The organism is Massilia genomosp. 1, assembly GCF_011682185.1.
In the GTDB taxonomy this organism is placed as follows: domain Bacteria; phylum Pseudomonadota; class Gammaproteobacteria; order Burkholderiales; family Burkholderiaceae_D; genus Telluria_A; species Telluria_A rubra.
The window spans coordinates 23,402-38,421 of record NZ_WHJF01000030.1 but is presented as its reverse complement, the minus strand read 5'-3'; the positions used below and the strand labels follow the sequence as shown (position 1 = coordinate 38,421).

Sequence of the window (15,020 nt, the reverse complement as noted above, 5' to 3'; positions counted from 1 at the left end):
CATGACTGTGCTGCGCTCGCTGTTACTTTCCGCCTTGCTGAGTACGACCGCGGCCGCCGGCGCCGTCGGCCAGGCCGTTGCCAGCGGCCCCGCCCCGGTCCCCGCGCCGCCGCCGCTGGCGGCCGAAGCGGGGGCGAGCGCGAATCCGGCCAACAATCCGGCCGCGCAACTGGCGCGGCTGGCAGAGCGCTATTACGAAGAGCAGGCGCGCTATGAACCGATCAACGCCACTTTTTCGGGCGACAACCGTTTCGACGACCTGCTGCCGATGACCATCGTGCCGTCGGTGCGGGCGCGCCAGTTCGCCATGCTGCACGAGGTGCGCGACGAGCTGGCACGGATCGACCGCAGCAAGCTCGCGCCGGAAGGCCTGACCACCTACGACATCCTCGGTTTCGAAGTCAACAACCTGCTGCGCTTCGAGCCGCTCAAGGATTACCTGCTGCCGATGAACCACATGGACAGCCTGCCGGTGCTGCTGGCCAATTTTGGCGCCGGCGACGGTTCGCAGCCGCTGGCCACCGTGGCCCATTACCAGGCTTACCTGAAACGCATCACGGCGCTGCCGCAGTGGACCGACGCGGCGATCGCCAATATGCGCAGCGGCATCAAGCAGGGCGTGGTGCTGCCGAAGGCGCTGGTGCAGTCGCTGCTGCCGCAGATCAAGGCGCTGGCCGCCGCGACGGTCGAGACCAGCGCCTTCTCGGCGCCGGCGCGCGCGCTGCCGGCCAGCTTTTCCAAGGGCGAGAAGGCGCGCATGACGGGCGCCTACCGCGAAACGGTGCGGGTGCAGGTGCTGCCGTCGCTGCGCAAGCTGGCCGGTTTCCTGGAAACCGACTACCTGCCGGCCGCGCGCGCGAGCGCCGGCTGGGGCAGCCTGCCCGACGGCGGCAACTGGTATCGCACGTGGGTGGCCTCGCAAACGACCAGTACGCTCGCGCCGGAAGAAATCCACCGTATCGGCCTGGCCGAGATGGCGCGCATCAATGCCGAATTCACCAGGCTGGCGCCGAAGCTCGGCTACACCGGCGCGCCGGCCGGCTTGCCGCGCTGGCTGGCGCAGCAAGCGAAGTATCGTCCGTTCAAGACCGAGGAAGAGGTGCTGCAAGCGTACCGGGCGCTCAACGCGCGCATCTTGCCGATGCTGCCGCGCCTGTTTGCAAGCTTGCCCAAGGCGCCGCTGGAAATCCGCGCCGAGCCGCCGCTGTCGCGCGATGCCGCCTCCGACCATTACACCGCCGCCGCCGCCGACGGCTCGCGTCCGGGCATCTTCTGGGCCGTGATTCCCGATCCGGCCAAGTACGCCAGCACGCGCATGACCTCGCTGTTCCTGCACGAAGGCCATCCGGGTCACCATTTCCAGTTGTCCAAGCAGCAGGAGCTGCCGATTCCCAAGTTCCGCAAGTTCGGCGGCAACAATGCGTATGTCGAAGGCTGGGCGCTGTACGCCGAATCGCTGGGCAAGGAAATGGGCCTGTATGAGGACCCGAACGCCTACGCCGGCCACCTGATGCTCGACATGATGCGGGCGGCGCGGCTGGTGGTCGATACCGGCTTGCACGCCAAGGGCTGGACGCGCGAGCAGACCATCCGTTTCCTGGTCGACGAGGCCGGCAATACGGAAGACGACGCGCGCAATGCGACCGAGCGCTACATGGCATGGCCGGCCCAGGCGCTCGGCTACAAGGTGGGCGCACTGAAAATCATGGAACTGCGCCAGCGCGCCCAGATGGCGCTGGGAGACAAATTCAGCCTGGCCAAATTCCATGACGCGGTGCTGTCCGACGGCACCTTGCCGCTGGCGCTGCTCGAAACCAAGATGAATGCCTGGATCGCCGAGCAGGCCCGCTGACTGGTGTTTGCAAACGTCAAGAAGTTGCTCAATTCATCGCTCCGGATCGCGTCGATCCGGGCCCGTGCCATCCTGCTCAAGCAAACCCGGGGCGAAAGCGTGGTCGGCCAGTCCGGCATGAGCCGGTCCGTCGGGGTGGCGACGCCTGTTACGCCTGCGGCAGGATCACGACCTTGCCGGTGACCTTGCGCGCGGCCATGTCGTTCAAGGCTTGCGCGCTCTGTTCCAGGGTGTAACGAGCCGAGATGCGCGGGCGGATCTTGCCTTCGGCCAGCCATCCCATCAGTTCGCGCATGGCCGCCAGGTTGGCCTTCGGTTCGCGCTTGGCGAACTCGCCCCAGAATACTCCCATCAGCGAGGCGCCCTTGAGCAAGGTCAGGTTCAGCGCCAGCTTGGGAATCTCGCCATTCGCAAAGCCCACCACCAGGTAGCGTCCGCGCCAGCCGATCGAGCGGAACGCCGGTTCGGCATACACGCCGCCGACCGGGTCGTAGATCACATCCGGGCCCTTGCCATCGGTGGCGGCCTTGATCGCTTCGCGCAAGTCGTCGGTTGCGTAGTTGATGGTGGCGTCGGCCCCGTGCTCGCGGCATACCGCCAGCTTCTCGTCGCTCGAGGCCGCCGCAATCACGCGCGCACCGAGCGCCTTGCCGATGTCGATGGCGGCCAGCCCGACCCCGCCGGCCGCGCCCAGCACCAGCATGGTTTCGCCGGCCTTGAGCGCGGCGCGGTCGACCACCGCGTGGTGCGAGGTGCCGTAGGTGAGGGTGATGGCGGCGGCGGTGTCGAAATCCATGCCGGGCGGCATCGGCATGACGGCCTGGGCCGGCACCACGATCTGCTGGGCAAACGCGCCCTGGGCGGAAAACGCGATCACCCGGTCGCCCACCTTGACGTTGGTGACGCCCTCGCCCAGCGCCGCGACCACGCCCGACAGTTCGCTGCCCGGGGTGAAGGGCAATTCCGGCTTGAACTGGTACTTGCCCTGGATGATCAGCAGGTCGGGGAAATTGACCCCGGCCGCGCGCACCTCGACCAGCACCTGGCCCGCTGCCGCCACCGGGGCGGCCACTTGTTCCACTACCAGGCTGTCGGGCAGCCCCCACGCTTTGCAAACCACGGCTTTCATTGCTGTCTCCGATGAGTGTTGTTAAAAAATAGTACGACCGTATGATTTTTGATTATGCCTCAATTTTCTGCGCGCAGGGCCGGGCGGCCCGGCCATTTGCGCGTGCGCAAGGTCGCGTCCGTCGCGCTTGTTAAAGTCGACAGCGCGAGCGCGCTGGTGGGACCACAGAACAGGGAGGCTGACATGGCAATCCGTTACGGCTGTTTCTTTAGTTACGCCCACGGACGCTATGAGCTGATGAACCGGTTCAAGGCTTCCCTGTCCGATGCCATCCGCTGCTATCTGGAACCCTATTTTGACAATGAAGACGAGTTGTTCATTGACACCGAACAACTTGGTGGTGGCGACGACCTGGACCGCCGCATCGCGCGCGCCCTGTGCGAGAGCGTCACCATGATCCTGATCTACACCCCCAAGTACGAGGCGCATGGCTATACGCGGCGCGAGTTCGCCGCGATGCAGGCCATCGAGGCCGAGCGCAGCCAGTGGTACGCCATGCCCAGCCATCTGATCATTCCGGTGATCATGACCATGCATCCGGTGCGCCTGCCGCCGCAGATCGCGGCATCGAGCTTCTACGTGGATTTTTCGCATTTCACGATGGCCACGGGCGACTTGAAAGCGCATCCGGATTTTCTGCCGGATATCAAAAAGATCGTGGACCGGATTGTCATCCATTATCAGTATCAAAAAAAGTACACGCCCGTCGGCCATGACTGCAACCAATTCGTGCTTCCCGATGTCCCACCCGAGTGGCGCGATCTGCCGGATCTGTCTTTTCCGAAAAAATAAGAGGAGCAACATGGAAATCCAACGCCTTACCCTGCCGCCGCGTACCGGTCCCGGCGACGTGACCACCTTTTACTCCTTCGAGAGCGCCAGCGCGCGCAGCGTGGCCCTGGCGACCATGGCGCTGCTGCTGGCGGGGCGCCAGGGCGCCACCGTGCCGGTGCTGATGATCGATTTCGACACCGAGTCGCCCGGCCTGCACCATTATTTCGAGCGCCGTGGCGAGCGGCCCGGCGTGCTCGAATATTTCCAGGCTTGCCGCGAGCAGTTGCGCGTGCTCGGGCCCGGCCATCCGGCGCGCACCGCGCGCCGGGGCGCCGGCAACGAGCGCGACGGCGTCGACGACGGCCTTGACGATGCCGCGCTGGCGCGCCAGGTGCTCGAGGCGGTCGACTGGGAACCGTTCGTCGAGCGGGTCGATCACAGCCGGCCGCTGTACCTTATGCGCGCCGGCAACTTCGACGACAGCTACGGCGAGCGTGCGGACCAGTTCGACTGGGATGGCTTGTTCCAGCTCTGTCCGGCCCTGTTCCGCTGTTTCGGCGACTTCATGGCGCAGCGCTTCGCCCATGTGCTGGTGGACGCGCGCAGCGGGCGCTCGGCCGCGGTCAGCATCTGCACCACCTTGCTGCCGCGCCGGCTGGTGACGGTGTTCACGCCGACCCAGCGCAGCCTGGACGGCCTGGCCGGCGTGGTCACGCGCGCCATCGAGTACCGCTGCAGCCACGAGCAGGAGCAGCGCCCGCTGCTGGTGTACCCGCTGCCGGCCGCGATCGACAGCGCCGACAGCGCGCGCCGCCTGCTGTGGCGGCGCGGCGATCCGCACAAGGCGGTGGCCGGCTACCAGAGCACGATCGAACAGTTGCTGCGCCAGTGCTACGGGGTGTCGCGGGTCTCGCTCGACAGCTATTTCGACGAAGTCCAGCTGCCCCAGCTGCACCCGATGGCCGGCGCCGAGCACCTGGCCCACGGCGGCGAACGCGACGCCGACCGCTTTTCGCTCACGCGCACCTTCGACACCTTGCTCGACTGGTTTCTCGGCAACTATTTCCCCTGGCAATCGCTGGTCGAAGTGCGCCTGGCCAGCGCGATCGGCGCGGCGCGCGCGCGGCTCGCCAACGGCGTCAACCTGGCGCTGTCGCTGGCGCTGGCGCGCGACCTGCACCAGCTCGGCGTGTTGTACCGGAGCGCCGGGCGCGCCGCCGAGGCCATCGCCTGCTTCGAAGAGAGCATCGGCCTGCGCCAGCGCCTGCTCGGCGACGAGCACGCCGACACGCGCGCCGGGCGCGCCCAGCTGGCCGTCCTGCTGCGCCACGACGGGCGCCTGGCCGAGGCCCAGTTCCTGCACGAACTGCTGCTCGACGATTGCGCGCGCCTGCTCGGCCCCGACCATCCCGATACGCTCGCGGCGCGCGCCGCGCTGGCCGCCACCGTGGCCCGGCGCGGCGACGCCGGACGGGCGCTGGCGCTGCACGAGCAAGTCATCGAGGCCAGCGAGCGCCTGTACGGCGCGGCCCACCCGCACACCCTCGACTGCCTGGCCGAACAGGCGAGTACCCTGGCCCGCCACGGCGAGTACAGCCGCGCGCGCATGGTCTACGAGCGCGTGCTGGACGGGCGCGAACGCCTGCTCGGCAGCGAACACGACGACACCCTGCGCTGCGCCCAGGAGTTGTCGACCCTGCTGCGCGAGCTGGGCGACCTGGGCAACGCGCGCAAGTTGCAGGAAGGCGTGGTGGCGGCGCGCGAGCGCCATGCCGGCCCCGACCATCCGGCGACGCTGCAGGCACGCGAATTGCTGGCCGAAATCATGGCCGCCCAGAGCGACCTGGCCGGCGTGCGCGTCATGCTCGAACTGCTGGCGCGCAGCCGCGAGCGCAGCCTGGGCGCGGCCCATCCCGACACCCTCAGCAGCCAGTTGCGGCTGGCCTCGACCCTGAGCCAGCAGGGTGACCTCGACGCCGCGCGGCGGCTGCGGCAAAAGCTGGCCGGCGCCGATCCCGACACGGCGCAGGGCAAGGGCGCGCCGGCCGCGGCCTTGTCGCATCCGGGGCAGGGCGCCCGCCCCGGCGCGGCGCGCCTGGACGGCGGCGCGCGCCCGACCAGCATCCTCGACGCGCCGCCCGACAGCGGCGGCGCCGACACCCTCAGCCACAAGCTGGCGCAGCTGCAGGAACTGATCGAGACGGGCAGCGAGCGCGAGGCGCGCGCGCTGGCCGACAGCCTGCGCAAACCGGTGCTGCGCCGTAACGTGCCGCCGCCGCTGCGCAGGCGCGGCATGGCCCTGATCCGCCAGGTCTATTTGCGCCACAACGACAAGGATGCCTTGCTCGCCTTCGCCCAGGACGAGGTGTCGTTTTTGCAGGAAGCGCTCAACGACGCCGTCGGTGGGCGCCCGGTGAGCACGCAGTAGATGTTTCTGGCGCGCACTGCGCATAAAATGTTGGTGCGGGGCCAGCGTGAGGCTCATTGCTTCAGGTAAAATCTGGGGATGAGAATTCTTATCAGCAATGACGACGGCTACCTCGCCCCCGGGATCGAAGCGCTGGCCAACGCGCTCGCGTCGGTGGCCGAGATTGTCGTCGTGGCGCCCGACAGCAACCGTTCAGGCGCCTCCAATTCGCTGTCGCTGGACCGTCCGCTGTCGGTGCAGAAGGCCGCCAACGGCTTTTACTTCGTCAACGGCACGCCGACCGATTGCGTCCACGTGGCCCTGACCGGCATGCTCGACTACCGGCCCGACCTGGTCGTCTCCGGCATCAACAATGGCCAGAACATGGGCGACGACACCTTGTATTCGGGCACCGTGGCGGCGGCCACCGAAGGATATCTGTTCGGCATTCCGGCGATCGCCTTTTCGCAGGTGGCGCACGGCTGGGAGCACATCGATGCGGCGGCCCGGCTGGCGCGCGACATCGTGTTGCGCCGCTTCGACGAGCTGCCCACGCCCTACCTGCTCAATGTGAACATCCCCAACCTGCCGTACGAAGCGCTGGGTACGGTGCGCGCCACGCGGCTGGGCAAGCGGCACCAGGCCGAACCGGTGATCCGCGCGCGCGACCCGCGCGGACGCGAGATTTTCTGGATCGGCCCGCCGGGCGCCACGCGCGACGCCGGCGAGGGCACCGATTTCCATGCCACTGCGCAAGGCGAGGTCTCGGTCACCCCGCTCCAGGTCGACCTGACCCACCGCGACCAGCTGGCGCTGCTGTCGCGCGTACTGGCATGAGCGACAAACCCGACAAACGCAGCACGTTTCCGCTGCCGCTGTCGTCGGTGACCGGGGACAAGCGCGCCAGCCCGGCGTTTTCCCCCATCAAAGTGGCAACCCCGCAAACGGCCACCCGGAATGCCGCCGGCAGCGGCGCGCAGGGCGGCCAGGGCGGCGCCCACAATTACGTGGCGCGCGTCTGCGCCGCGCCGTCCAAGGCGCACAGCGAGGCCTACCAGCGCGCCTTGCCGCTGCCGGTGATCGCGCCGCGCCCCGACACCGGCGTGTCGGACGCGATCCGGCGCGCCATGGTGGCGCGCGTGGCTAAGCAGGGCGTGCAGGACGGAGTGGTGCTCAAAGCGCTGGAAAGCGTGCAGCGCCACCGCTTCATCGAACCGGCGCTGTCGGCCCAGGCGTATGTCGACGCCTCGCTGCCGATCGGCCACCACCAGACCATTTCGCGCCCCTACATCGTGGCGCGCATGCTCGAAGTGCTGCGCAACGGCAAGCCGTTGAGCCGCGTGCTCGAGATCGGCACCGGCTGCGGCTACCAGGCGGCGGTGCTCTCGCACATCGCCAAGGATGTGTTTTCGGTCGAACGGATTCGTCAATTGCACGAGCTGGCCAAGACCAATCTGCGCCACCTGCGCATCGTGAATCTGCGCTTGCACTACGGAGATGGTATGCTAGGCTTGCCCCAGGCCGCCCCGTTCGACGGTATCATTCTGGCTGCGGCCGGTCTGGAGGTGCCGCAGGCACTGCTGGAGCAGCTCAGCGTGGGTGGTCGCCTGGTCGCCCCGGTGGGCGCGCAGGTCCAGCACTTGCAGCTGATCACCCGCACCGGCAAGGCCGAATGGATGAGCGAAACCCTGGAAGGCTGCCACTTCGTGCCGCTGCGCCCGGGCACCGTTTAGCGTTCGCCTGCGTTCGGCTGGTTCGCCCGCCTGCGCCCCGTGGCGCGCGCCTCCGCTTACAGAACACGACACACATAACATGAGAATGAAATACACAAGCCATCTTCCCCTGCTGCTCCTGACCCTGGGCTTGCTCAGCGCCTGTAACACCGCTCCCCGCCGCCCCGCACCCGTGATCGACCGCCTGCCGGCCGCCGACAACCGCGCGCCGCGCCCGGCCGACGAACCGAAGGATGAACGCGGCATGTACACGGTGCGCAAGGGCGACACCCTGATCCGCATCGCGCTCGACCATGGCCAGAATTACCGCGACATCGTCGAATGGAACAAACTGTCGAACCCGAACGACATCAAGGTCGACCAGGTGCTGCGTGTGCTGCCTCCCGATAGCAAAAGCGACAGTAGCGGCGTGGTCACCAGCAGGATCGACATGCCGCCGCCATCCGAACCGGCCAAGCCGCCGGCGCCGGTGGTGGTCAAGAAGAGCACCCCGCGCGCCGACAAGCGTCCCTACAGCGACAGCGTGCTGGCCGAGTTGCAAAAAGGCGAGGGCGGGACCCCGGCCAGGGCCGAGCCGAAGCCGCCCGAGAAACCCGATCTCCATCCGCCGGCCAGTGCCGTGGTGGCGCCGCCGGCCACCGTCAGCAACCCGATGGCTGCCTCGGACGAGGAAAAACTGAGCTGGATGTGGCCGTCGGACGGCAGGATCGTCGCCACCTTCGACGAAGGCAAGAACAAGGGCATCGATATCGCCGGCAAGGCGGGCCAGCAGGTGATGGCGGCCGGCGCCGGAAAAGTCATGTATGCCGGCAGCGGCATCCGCGGTTATGGTAATCTGGTGATTGTGAAGCACAGCAACAGCCTGCTGTCCGCCTACGCCCACAACCGCAGCATCCTGGTCAAGGAAGGGCAAAGCGTCAGGAAAGGCGAAATGATCGCCGAAATGGGCGATTCGGATGCCGATTCGGTCAAGCTGCACTTCGAGATCCGCCAGCAGGGCAAGCCGGTCGATCCTTCGCGTTTCCTGCCTAACCGCTGAGAAATTGTCGCCCGCTGACGACCGACACCGGCATTGTGGATCTTTCATGACGCATTCGAGCTACCAGCAGGGCGATGATCCGGGTCCGGATGAGTTTCCGGACGACCCGGACGAGGCCGCGCTCGAGGCCGCGCTTGAGGCCGATGTCGATCTCGACCCCGAGGCCGAGTCCGGCCCCGACGCCGACAGCGTGCCGGTGGCCGGCGCCGTGCTCGAAAGCGTCGATGAACTGAAAAAAGTGCTGGCGGCCGAGCTCTCGACCGATACCACCCAGCACTATCTGAACCAGATCGGCATGCGCGCGCTGCTGACCGCCCCGCAGGAAGTCCATTTCGCCACCCTGGCCAAGGCCGGCGACTTTTCGGCGCGCCAGACCATGATCGAGCACAACCTGCGGCTGGTGGTGTCGATCGCCAAGCATTACATCAACCGCGGCGTGGTGCTGCTCGACATGATCGAGGAAGGCAACATCGGCCTGATGCGCGCCATCGACAAGTTCGAGCCCGAGCGCGGTTTCCGTTTTTCGACCTACGCCACCTGGTGGATCCGCCAGAGCATCGAGCGCGCCATCATGAACCAGGCGCGCACGGTGCGCCTGCCGGTCCACATGGTGCGCGAGCTGAACCAGATCCTGCGCGCCAAGTACCACCTCGAAGCGCAGCACCGCAACGGCAAGGATGCCAGCGCCGAAGACATCGCCCACCTGGTCGGGCGCCCGGTCGAGGAAGTGCAGGATATCCTGGCCCTGTCCGAGCATGCCACCTCGCTCGACGCCCCGCTCGACAACGATCCCCAGTCGAGCCTGATGGACATGCTGCCCGGCGACGCCGACGATGGCCCCGACAGCCGTGCCGAGCACCACGAAATGACGGTGCTGGTGCGCGACTGGCTCACGCGCCTGCCGGACAAGCAGCGCATCGTGATCATGCGCCGCTTCGGCCTCGACAATGACGATCCGGCCACCCTGGAAACCCTGGCCGACGAGATGGGCGTCACGCGCGAGCGGGTGCGCCAGATCCAGCAGGAAGCGCTGGTCAAACTGAAACGGGCGATGGCCGCCCGTGGCGTGGTGCGCGATTCCTTGCTATGATGCGCGCGGGCTGACACGGCTGCGCGCCTCCTCCTTTTCCCCATTCAACCTCTTTTTGCACACGCCCAGCGCGTGTATTTCGCCATGCAAGACACCATTCTCGACATCAAATCCCTGGACATGGACGCCCGCGGCGTCGGCCACCTCGCCAACGAGGACGGTTCGCCGGGCAAGGTCATCTTCGTCGAGGGCGCCTTGCCGGGCGAAAAAGTCAGCTTTTATACGTTCAAGAAGAAAAAGAACTGGGAAGCGGCGCGCATGACCGTGCTGCACAAGGCTTCGTCGATGCGGGTCACGCCCAAATGCCCGCATTTCGACAATTGCGGCGGCTGCTCGATGCAGCACCTGGAGCCGTCGGCCCAGGTAGCGATGAAGCAGCGCGTGCTGGAAGATAACCTGTGGCACATCGGCAAGGTCAAGCCGGGCAATGTGATGCGCCCGATGTACGGCCCGACCTGGGGTTACCGCTACCGCGCGCGCCTGTCGGTGCGCCATGTTGCCAAAAAAGATACGGTGCTGGTCGGTTTCCACGAAAAGCGCTCGGCCTTCGTCGCCGACATGAGCGACTGCAAGATTTTGCCGCCGCACGTGGCCGCCATGTTGTTGCCGTTGCGCGCGCTGGTGGGCGCCTTGTCGATTTTCGACCAGATGCCGCAGATCGAAATCGCGGTTGGTGAAGAGACCACGGCGATGGTCTTGCGCATCATGGCGCCGCTCACCGGCGCCGATGAAACGCTGCTCAAACGCTTTGCCGACCAATGGAACATCCAGTGGTGGCTGCAAACCAAGGGGCCGGAAACGGCCGCGCCGTTCTATCCTCTGGACAAGGAACTGTATTACACCCTGCCCGAGTTCGGCGTGAAGATGCCGTTCAAGCCGGTCGATTTTACCCAGGTCAACCATCACATCAACCGGGTGCTGGTCGGCAAAGCGCTCAAGCTGCTGGACGTGCAGCCGCAAGACCGGGTGGCCGACCTGTTCTGCGGCCTGGGCAACTTCACCTTGCCGCTGGCCACCCAGGCCAGGGAAGTGGTCGGCATCGAAGGCAGCACCACCCTGACCGAACGGGCGCTGTCGAATGCGCGCGCGAACGGCTTGTCGGACAAGACCAGCTTTTCGACGCGCAACCTGTTCGAGGTCACGGCCGAGGACCTGGTCGCGCTCGGCAAGTTCGAGCGCATGCTGATCGACCCGCCGCGCGACGGCGCCATGGCGCTGGTGCAAGCCCTGGCCGCCCTGCGCCTGAGCCACCCGGAACTGCTGCCCAAGCGCATCGTGTACGTCTCGTGCAGCCCGTCCACCCTGGCGCGCGACGCCGGCATTCTGACGCACGAGGCGGGCTACGCCCTGAGCAAGGCGGGCGTGGTCAATATGTTCCCGCACACCTCGCACGTGGAATCGATGGCGGTGTTCGACCTGGTGTAAGCGCCACCGTCCGCGCGCGCGTCGGGCAAACCGGTCGCGATCGGCGCGGACGTAAAAAAACCGGCCCGCAGGCCGGTTTTTTTATTGCCGGGAAGCTAACGCTTATTCGCGTTCGCCACCCATGCCCAGCAGGGCCAGCAGGTGCTGGAAGATCATGTAGACATCCAGGTACAGGCTCAGGGTGGCGCTGATGTAGTTGGTCTCGCCGCCGTTGACGATGCGTTGCACGTCATACAAGATGTATGCCGAGAAAATCGCGATCGCAATCACCGAGATCGCCAGCCACAGGGCCGGCAACTGGAAGAAGTAGTTGGCCAGGGTGGCCAGGATCAGCACCATGACGCCGGCGAACAGCCATTTGCCCATCATCGAAAAATCGCGCTTGCTCACGGTGGCGATGCTTGCCAGCACGGCGAAGATGCTGGCGGTGCCGCCGAAGGCCAGCATGATCAGGGTGCCGCCGTTGGCAAAGTTCAAGGTGCGGGTCAGCAAGGGCGTGAGCCAGATGCCCATGAAGAAGGTAAAGCCGAGCAGGACCACCACGCCCATCGCGCTTTCCTTGGTTTTTTCGATGCCCCAGATAAAACCGTAGGCAAACGCCAGGAACAGCACGAAGCCGATGATGCCGCGTGGCACCGGAATGTGGAACATCACCCCCAGGACGGCGCCCAGCACCGTCGGAATCATCGACAGGGCCAGTAGCCAGTAAGTATTGCGCAGTACGCGATGACGTACTTCCTGGCTTCCCACCAGGTCATAGTCTTGCAAGCTGATTGACATAAGTGCCTCCGATTGATAAAAAAGTAACGCTCGCTAAAAGAATAGCACGGCGCGGGAAAAACGCGCAAAATCGCGCATGCGCCCGCGTGTTTTGACAAGCGCCACTCTAACACTTCTGCGGATGGCCGTGCAATATCCCTCTGGAAGGGGTGTTATATGGTAAAATCGAAGGTTGATTGGGTCCCGTTACCCAACATTAAACCTTTCTTTTTATTGGAGTTTTTACACATGGCAATCGAACGCACCCTGTCGATCATCAAACCTGACGCAGTTGCAAAAAACGTCATCGGGCAAATCTACAGCCGCTTTGAAGGCGCTGGCCTGAAAATCGTCGCAGCCCGCATGATGCACCTGTCGCGCGCCGAAGCAGAAGGCTTCTACGCTGTGCACGCTGCACGTCCATTCTTCAAGGATCTGGTCGAATTCATGATCTCGGGTCCTGTCATGGTGCAAGCGCTCGAAGGCGAAAACGCCATCGCTACCCACCGTGACCTGATGGGCGCAACCGATCCGAAAAAAGCGGGAAAAGGCACCATCCGCGCCGATTTCGCCGATTCGATCGATGCCAACGCGGTGCACGGCTCGGACGCCGCTGAAACCGCCGCTGTGGAAATCGCTTACTACTTCCCAGCACTGAACGTGTACTCCCGTTAATCAGTCACGTTTGACTGCTTGACCTGTATGTCACACCGCTTGTCCGGTTCGCCGGGCGGGCGGGATGTGTTTTTTGCCCGATTTTGTCTGACTCACTAAAGAATACTATGACGACTCTCACCAATCTGCTGGACTTCGATCCCGCGCAACTCGTCGCTTACTGCGCCGACTTGGGTGAGAAGCCGTTTCGCGCCAAACAGCTGCAGCGCTGGATTCACCAGTTCGGCGCCAGCGAGTTCGACACCATGACCGACCTGGCCAAGTCGCTGCGCGACAAGCTGGCCACGCGCGCCGAAATCCGCGCACCAAGCGTGATCAGCGACCACACCTCGACTGACGGCACGCGCAAGTGGCTGGTCGACGTCGGCAATGGCAACGCGGTCGAAACCGTGTTCATCCCGGAAGAAAACCGCGGCACCCTGTGCATTTCCACCCAGGCCGGCTGCGCCGTGAACTGCCGTTTCTGCTCGACCGGCAAGCAGGGCTTCAACCGCAACCTGACCGTGGCCGAAATCATCGGCCAGCTGTGGATGGCCGAGTTCGAGCTGCGCCGCACCAAGGGCGTCGAGCCCGGTCCCAAGGGCGAGCGCCAGATCACCAACGTGGTGATGATGGGCATGGGCGAGCCCCTGCTCAATTTCGAACCGACCGTCACCGCCCTCAAGCTCATGCTCGACGATAACGCCTACGGCCTGTCGCGCCGCCGCGTGACCCTCTCGACCTCGGGCGTGGTGCCGATGATGGACAAGCTGTCGCAGGAAGTGCCGGTGGCGCTGGCCGTGTCGCTGCACGCGTCCAACGACGCCCTGCGCGACGGCCTGATCCCGCTGAACAAAAAATACCCGCTGCGCGAGCTGATGGCCGCCTGCCGCCGCTACCTCGAGTTTGCCCCGCGCGACTTCATCACCTTCGAATACTGCATGCTCGACGGCGTCAACGACAGCGACGAGCATGCGCGCGAGCTGGTCGCCCTGGTCAACGACCCGGTCGTCGGCGTGTCGTGCAAATTCAACCTGATTCCCTTCAATCCTTTCCCTGAGTCCGGCTTGTTGCGCTCGAAGAATCCGCGCATCAAGGCCTTCGCCCAGGTGCTGATGGATGGCGGCCTGGTGACCACGATTCGGAAAACGCGCGGCGACGATATCGACGCCGCCTGCGGCCAGTTGGCCGGCGAAGTGCAAGACCGTACCCGCGTACAGGAGCGCATGGAAAAAATGGCTGAATACCAGAAGAAGTTCGGCGCCGACTTCGGGCGCATCGTGGAGATTGCTTCTTGAACGCGCGCGTGACGCCGGGCGCGCACCCGCGCCGCCTGCTGGCGCTGGCCCTGGTGGCCGGCTTTGCTGCGGCGCTGGGCGCCTGCACCACCACCACCGTCACCCGCAACGCCTCGGCCGACGCGGCCGGCCTGCAGGGCAGCACCACGGAACTGAAGACCGCCTCCGACCAGACCAACAAGGACAAGCGCGCCGGCATCCGCATGCAGCTGGCCATCGGCTACTACCAGGAAGGCAACTACGCGGTCGCCCTCGACGAGATCAAGCAAGCCATCGCCATCGATCCCGAGTTGGCCGACGCCTATAGCGTGCGCGCCCTGATCTACACCAGCATGGGCGAGAACATCCTGGCCGAAGAAAACTACCAGCGCGCGATGCGCCTGGCGCCGCGCAATCCCGAGCTCAACAACAACTACGGCTCCTTCCTGTGCCAGACCGGGCGCTTCGCGCCGGCCATCGCCCAGTTCGAGATCGCCCTGAAAGACCCCATGTACCAGTCGCCGGTCAAGGCCCTGGTCAATGCGGGCGGATGCAGCATCAAGCAAAAAAATTACGACGCCGCCGAGCGCTACCTGCTGCAGGCGTTGCGTATCGAAGCCGACCTGCTCCCGGTGCAAGCCGGCCTGGCGCGGGTCTATTACGAGCGGCGCGACTACGTGCGCGCCGGAGTTTATATCAACCGTGTGAAAGCGCTGGCGAAACTCGATAGCCTTCCCGCCGATGTGCTGTGGCTGGCGATCCGTGTCGAACGCAAGCTGGGCGAGACGGCCTCGGAGACGAGCCTGGTGACGCAACTGCGCCGGCGCCATCCCGGTTCGCCCGAGTTCGCAGCTTTCCAGCGCGGTGCATTTGATGAGTGA

At 65.4% G+C, this 15,020-nt stretch carries 13 protein-coding genes; 11 read left to right on the top strand and 2 right to left on the bottom strand.

Going from position 1 to position 15,020, the window contains the following annotated elements; all coding sequences use genetic code 11:
- Position 1: 1 nt before the first annotated feature.
- Entirely contained in the window at positions 2–1,852 is a 1,851-nt protein-coding gene (locus F1735_RS13650) for a DUF885 domain-containing protein (protein ID WP_167237441.1), read from the top strand.
- A gap of 148 nt (positions 1,853–2,000) precedes the next feature.
- Here F1735_RS13650 and F1735_RS13645 read toward each other — a convergent pair whose 3' ends face one another.
- Complete coding sequence (locus F1735_RS13645) at positions 2,001–2,981, bottom strand: NADPH:quinone oxidoreductase family protein (protein WP_167237440.1); 981 nt, start codon at positions 2,979–2,981, stop codon at positions 2,001–2,003.
- 54 nt (positions 2,982–3,035) lie between these two features.
- On the opposite strand from F1735_RS13645, the gene F1735_RS13640 reads away from it, so the two are divergent.
- From F1735_RS13640 to rlmD, 7 genes are all read left to right on the top strand, one after another.
- Positions 3,036–3,773 carry a toll/interleukin-1 receptor domain-containing protein gene (locus F1735_RS13640; protein WP_229505757.1) on the top strand — a complete coding sequence of 246 codons (738 nt, stop codon included), beginning with the start codon at positions 3,036–3,038 and terminating at the stop codon, positions 3,771–3,773.
- Positions 3,774–3,783: 10 nt separating this feature from the next.
- A complete protein-coding gene (locus F1735_RS13635; RefSeq protein WP_167237439.1) occupies positions 3,784–6,183 on the top strand; it encodes a tetratricopeptide repeat protein in 2,400 nt (799 codons plus the stop codon).
- A gap of 78 nt (positions 6,184–6,261) precedes the next feature.
- Entirely contained in the window at positions 6,262–6,999 is a 738-nt protein-coding gene (gene surE / locus F1735_RS13630; RefSeq protein WP_167237438.1) for a 5'/3'-nucleotidase SurE, read from the top strand.
- Positions 6,996–7,895: a protein-L-isoaspartate(D-aspartate) O-methyltransferase gene (locus tag F1735_RS13625; RefSeq protein ID WP_167237437.1), complete on the top strand. Its 900-nt coding sequence runs from the start codon at positions 6,996–6,998 to the stop codon at positions 7,893–7,895. Before surE ends, F1735_RS13625 begins: the two co-directional genes overlap by 4 nt.
- Before the next feature lie 85 nt (positions 7,896–7,980).
- Positions 7,981–8,934 (top strand): peptidoglycan DD-metalloendopeptidase family protein, encoded by a 954-nt coding sequence (locus tag F1735_RS13620; RefSeq protein WP_167237436.1) that lies wholly within the window; start codon positions 7,981–7,983, stop codon positions 8,932–8,934.
- Positions 8,935–8,980: 46 nt separating this feature from the next.
- Entirely contained in the window at positions 8,981–10,024 is a 1,044-nt protein-coding gene (gene rpoS, locus F1735_RS13615) for an RNA polymerase sigma factor RpoS (protein ID WP_167237435.1), read from the top strand.
- 72 nt (positions 10,025–10,096) lie between these two features.
- Positions 10,097–11,449, top strand: coding sequence for a 23S rRNA (uracil(1939)-C(5))-methyltransferase RlmD (rlmD, locus tag F1735_RS13610; protein ID WP_373888517.1), 1,353 nt, complete (start codon positions 10,097–10,099; stop codon positions 11,447–11,449).
- A gap of 102 nt (positions 11,450–11,551) precedes the next feature.
- Here the strand turns inward: rlmD and F1735_RS13605 are convergent, their stop codons facing one another.
- Entirely contained in the window at positions 11,552–12,229 is a 678-nt protein-coding gene (locus F1735_RS13605; protein WP_167237433.1) for a Bax inhibitor-1/YccA family protein, read from the bottom strand.
- Between the two features lie 228 nt (positions 12,230–12,457).
- On the opposite strand from F1735_RS13605, the gene ndk reads away from it, so the two are divergent.
- From ndk to pilW, 3 genes are all read left to right on the top strand, one after another.
- Positions 12,458–12,883: a nucleoside-diphosphate kinase gene (gene ndk / locus F1735_RS13600; RefSeq protein ID WP_167237432.1), complete on the top strand. Its 426-nt coding sequence runs from the start codon at positions 12,458–12,460 to the stop codon at positions 12,881–12,883.
- Between the two features lie 107 nt (positions 12,884–12,990).
- Positions 12,991–14,160 carry a 23S rRNA (adenine(2503)-C(2))-methyltransferase RlmN gene (rlmN, locus tag F1735_RS13595; RefSeq protein WP_167237431.1) on the top strand — a complete coding sequence of 390 codons (1,170 nt, stop codon included), beginning with the start codon at positions 12,991–12,993 and terminating at the stop codon, positions 14,158–14,160.
- The gene (gene pilW, locus F1735_RS13590; protein ID WP_187364240.1) at positions 14,157–15,020 is read left to right on the top strand and encodes a type IV pilus biogenesis/stability protein PilW; all 864 of its coding nucleotides are present in this window, start codon (positions 14,157–14,159) and stop codon (positions 15,018–15,020) included. The genes rlmN and pilW overlap by 4 nt, the downstream gene beginning before the upstream one ends.

Coding starts and splice junctions, on each gene's coding strand:
- F1735_RS13650 (WP_167237441.1), top strand. CDS start 2: ATGACTGTGCTGCGCTCGCTGTTACTTTCCGCCTTGCTGAGTACGACC.
- F1735_RS13645 (WP_167237440.1), bottom strand. CDS start 2,981: ATGAAAGCCGTGGTTTGCAAAGCGTGGGGGCTGCCCGACAGCCTGGTA.
- F1735_RS13640 (WP_229505757.1), top strand. CDS start 3,036: ATGCCTCAATTTTCTGCGCGCAGGGCCGGGCGGCCCGGCCATTTGCGC.
- F1735_RS13635 (WP_167237439.1), top strand. CDS start 3,784: ATGGAAATCCAACGCCTTACCCTGCCGCCGCGTACCGGTCCCGGCGAC.
- surE (WP_167237438.1), top strand. CDS start 6,262: ATGAGAATTCTTATCAGCAATGACGACGGCTACCTCGCCCCCGGGATC.
- F1735_RS13625 (WP_167237437.1), top strand. CDS start 6,996: ATGAGCGACAAACCCGACAAACGCAGCACGTTTCCGCTGCCGCTGTCG.
- F1735_RS13620 (WP_167237436.1), top strand. CDS start 7,981: ATGAAATACACAAGCCATCTTCCCCTGCTGCTCCTGACCCTGGGCTTG.
- rpoS (WP_167237435.1), top strand. CDS start 8,981: ATGACGCATTCGAGCTACCAGCAGGGCGATGATCCGGGTCCGGATGAG.
- F1735_RS13605 (WP_167237433.1), bottom strand. CDS start 12,229: ATGTCAATCAGCTTGCAAGACTATGACCTGGTGGGAAGCCAGGAAGTA.
- ndk (WP_167237432.1), top strand. CDS start 12,458: ATGGCAATCGAACGCACCCTGTCGATCATCAAACCTGACGCAGTTGCA.
- rlmN (WP_167237431.1), top strand. CDS start 12,991: ATGACGACTCTCACCAATCTGCTGGACTTCGATCCCGCGCAACTCGTC.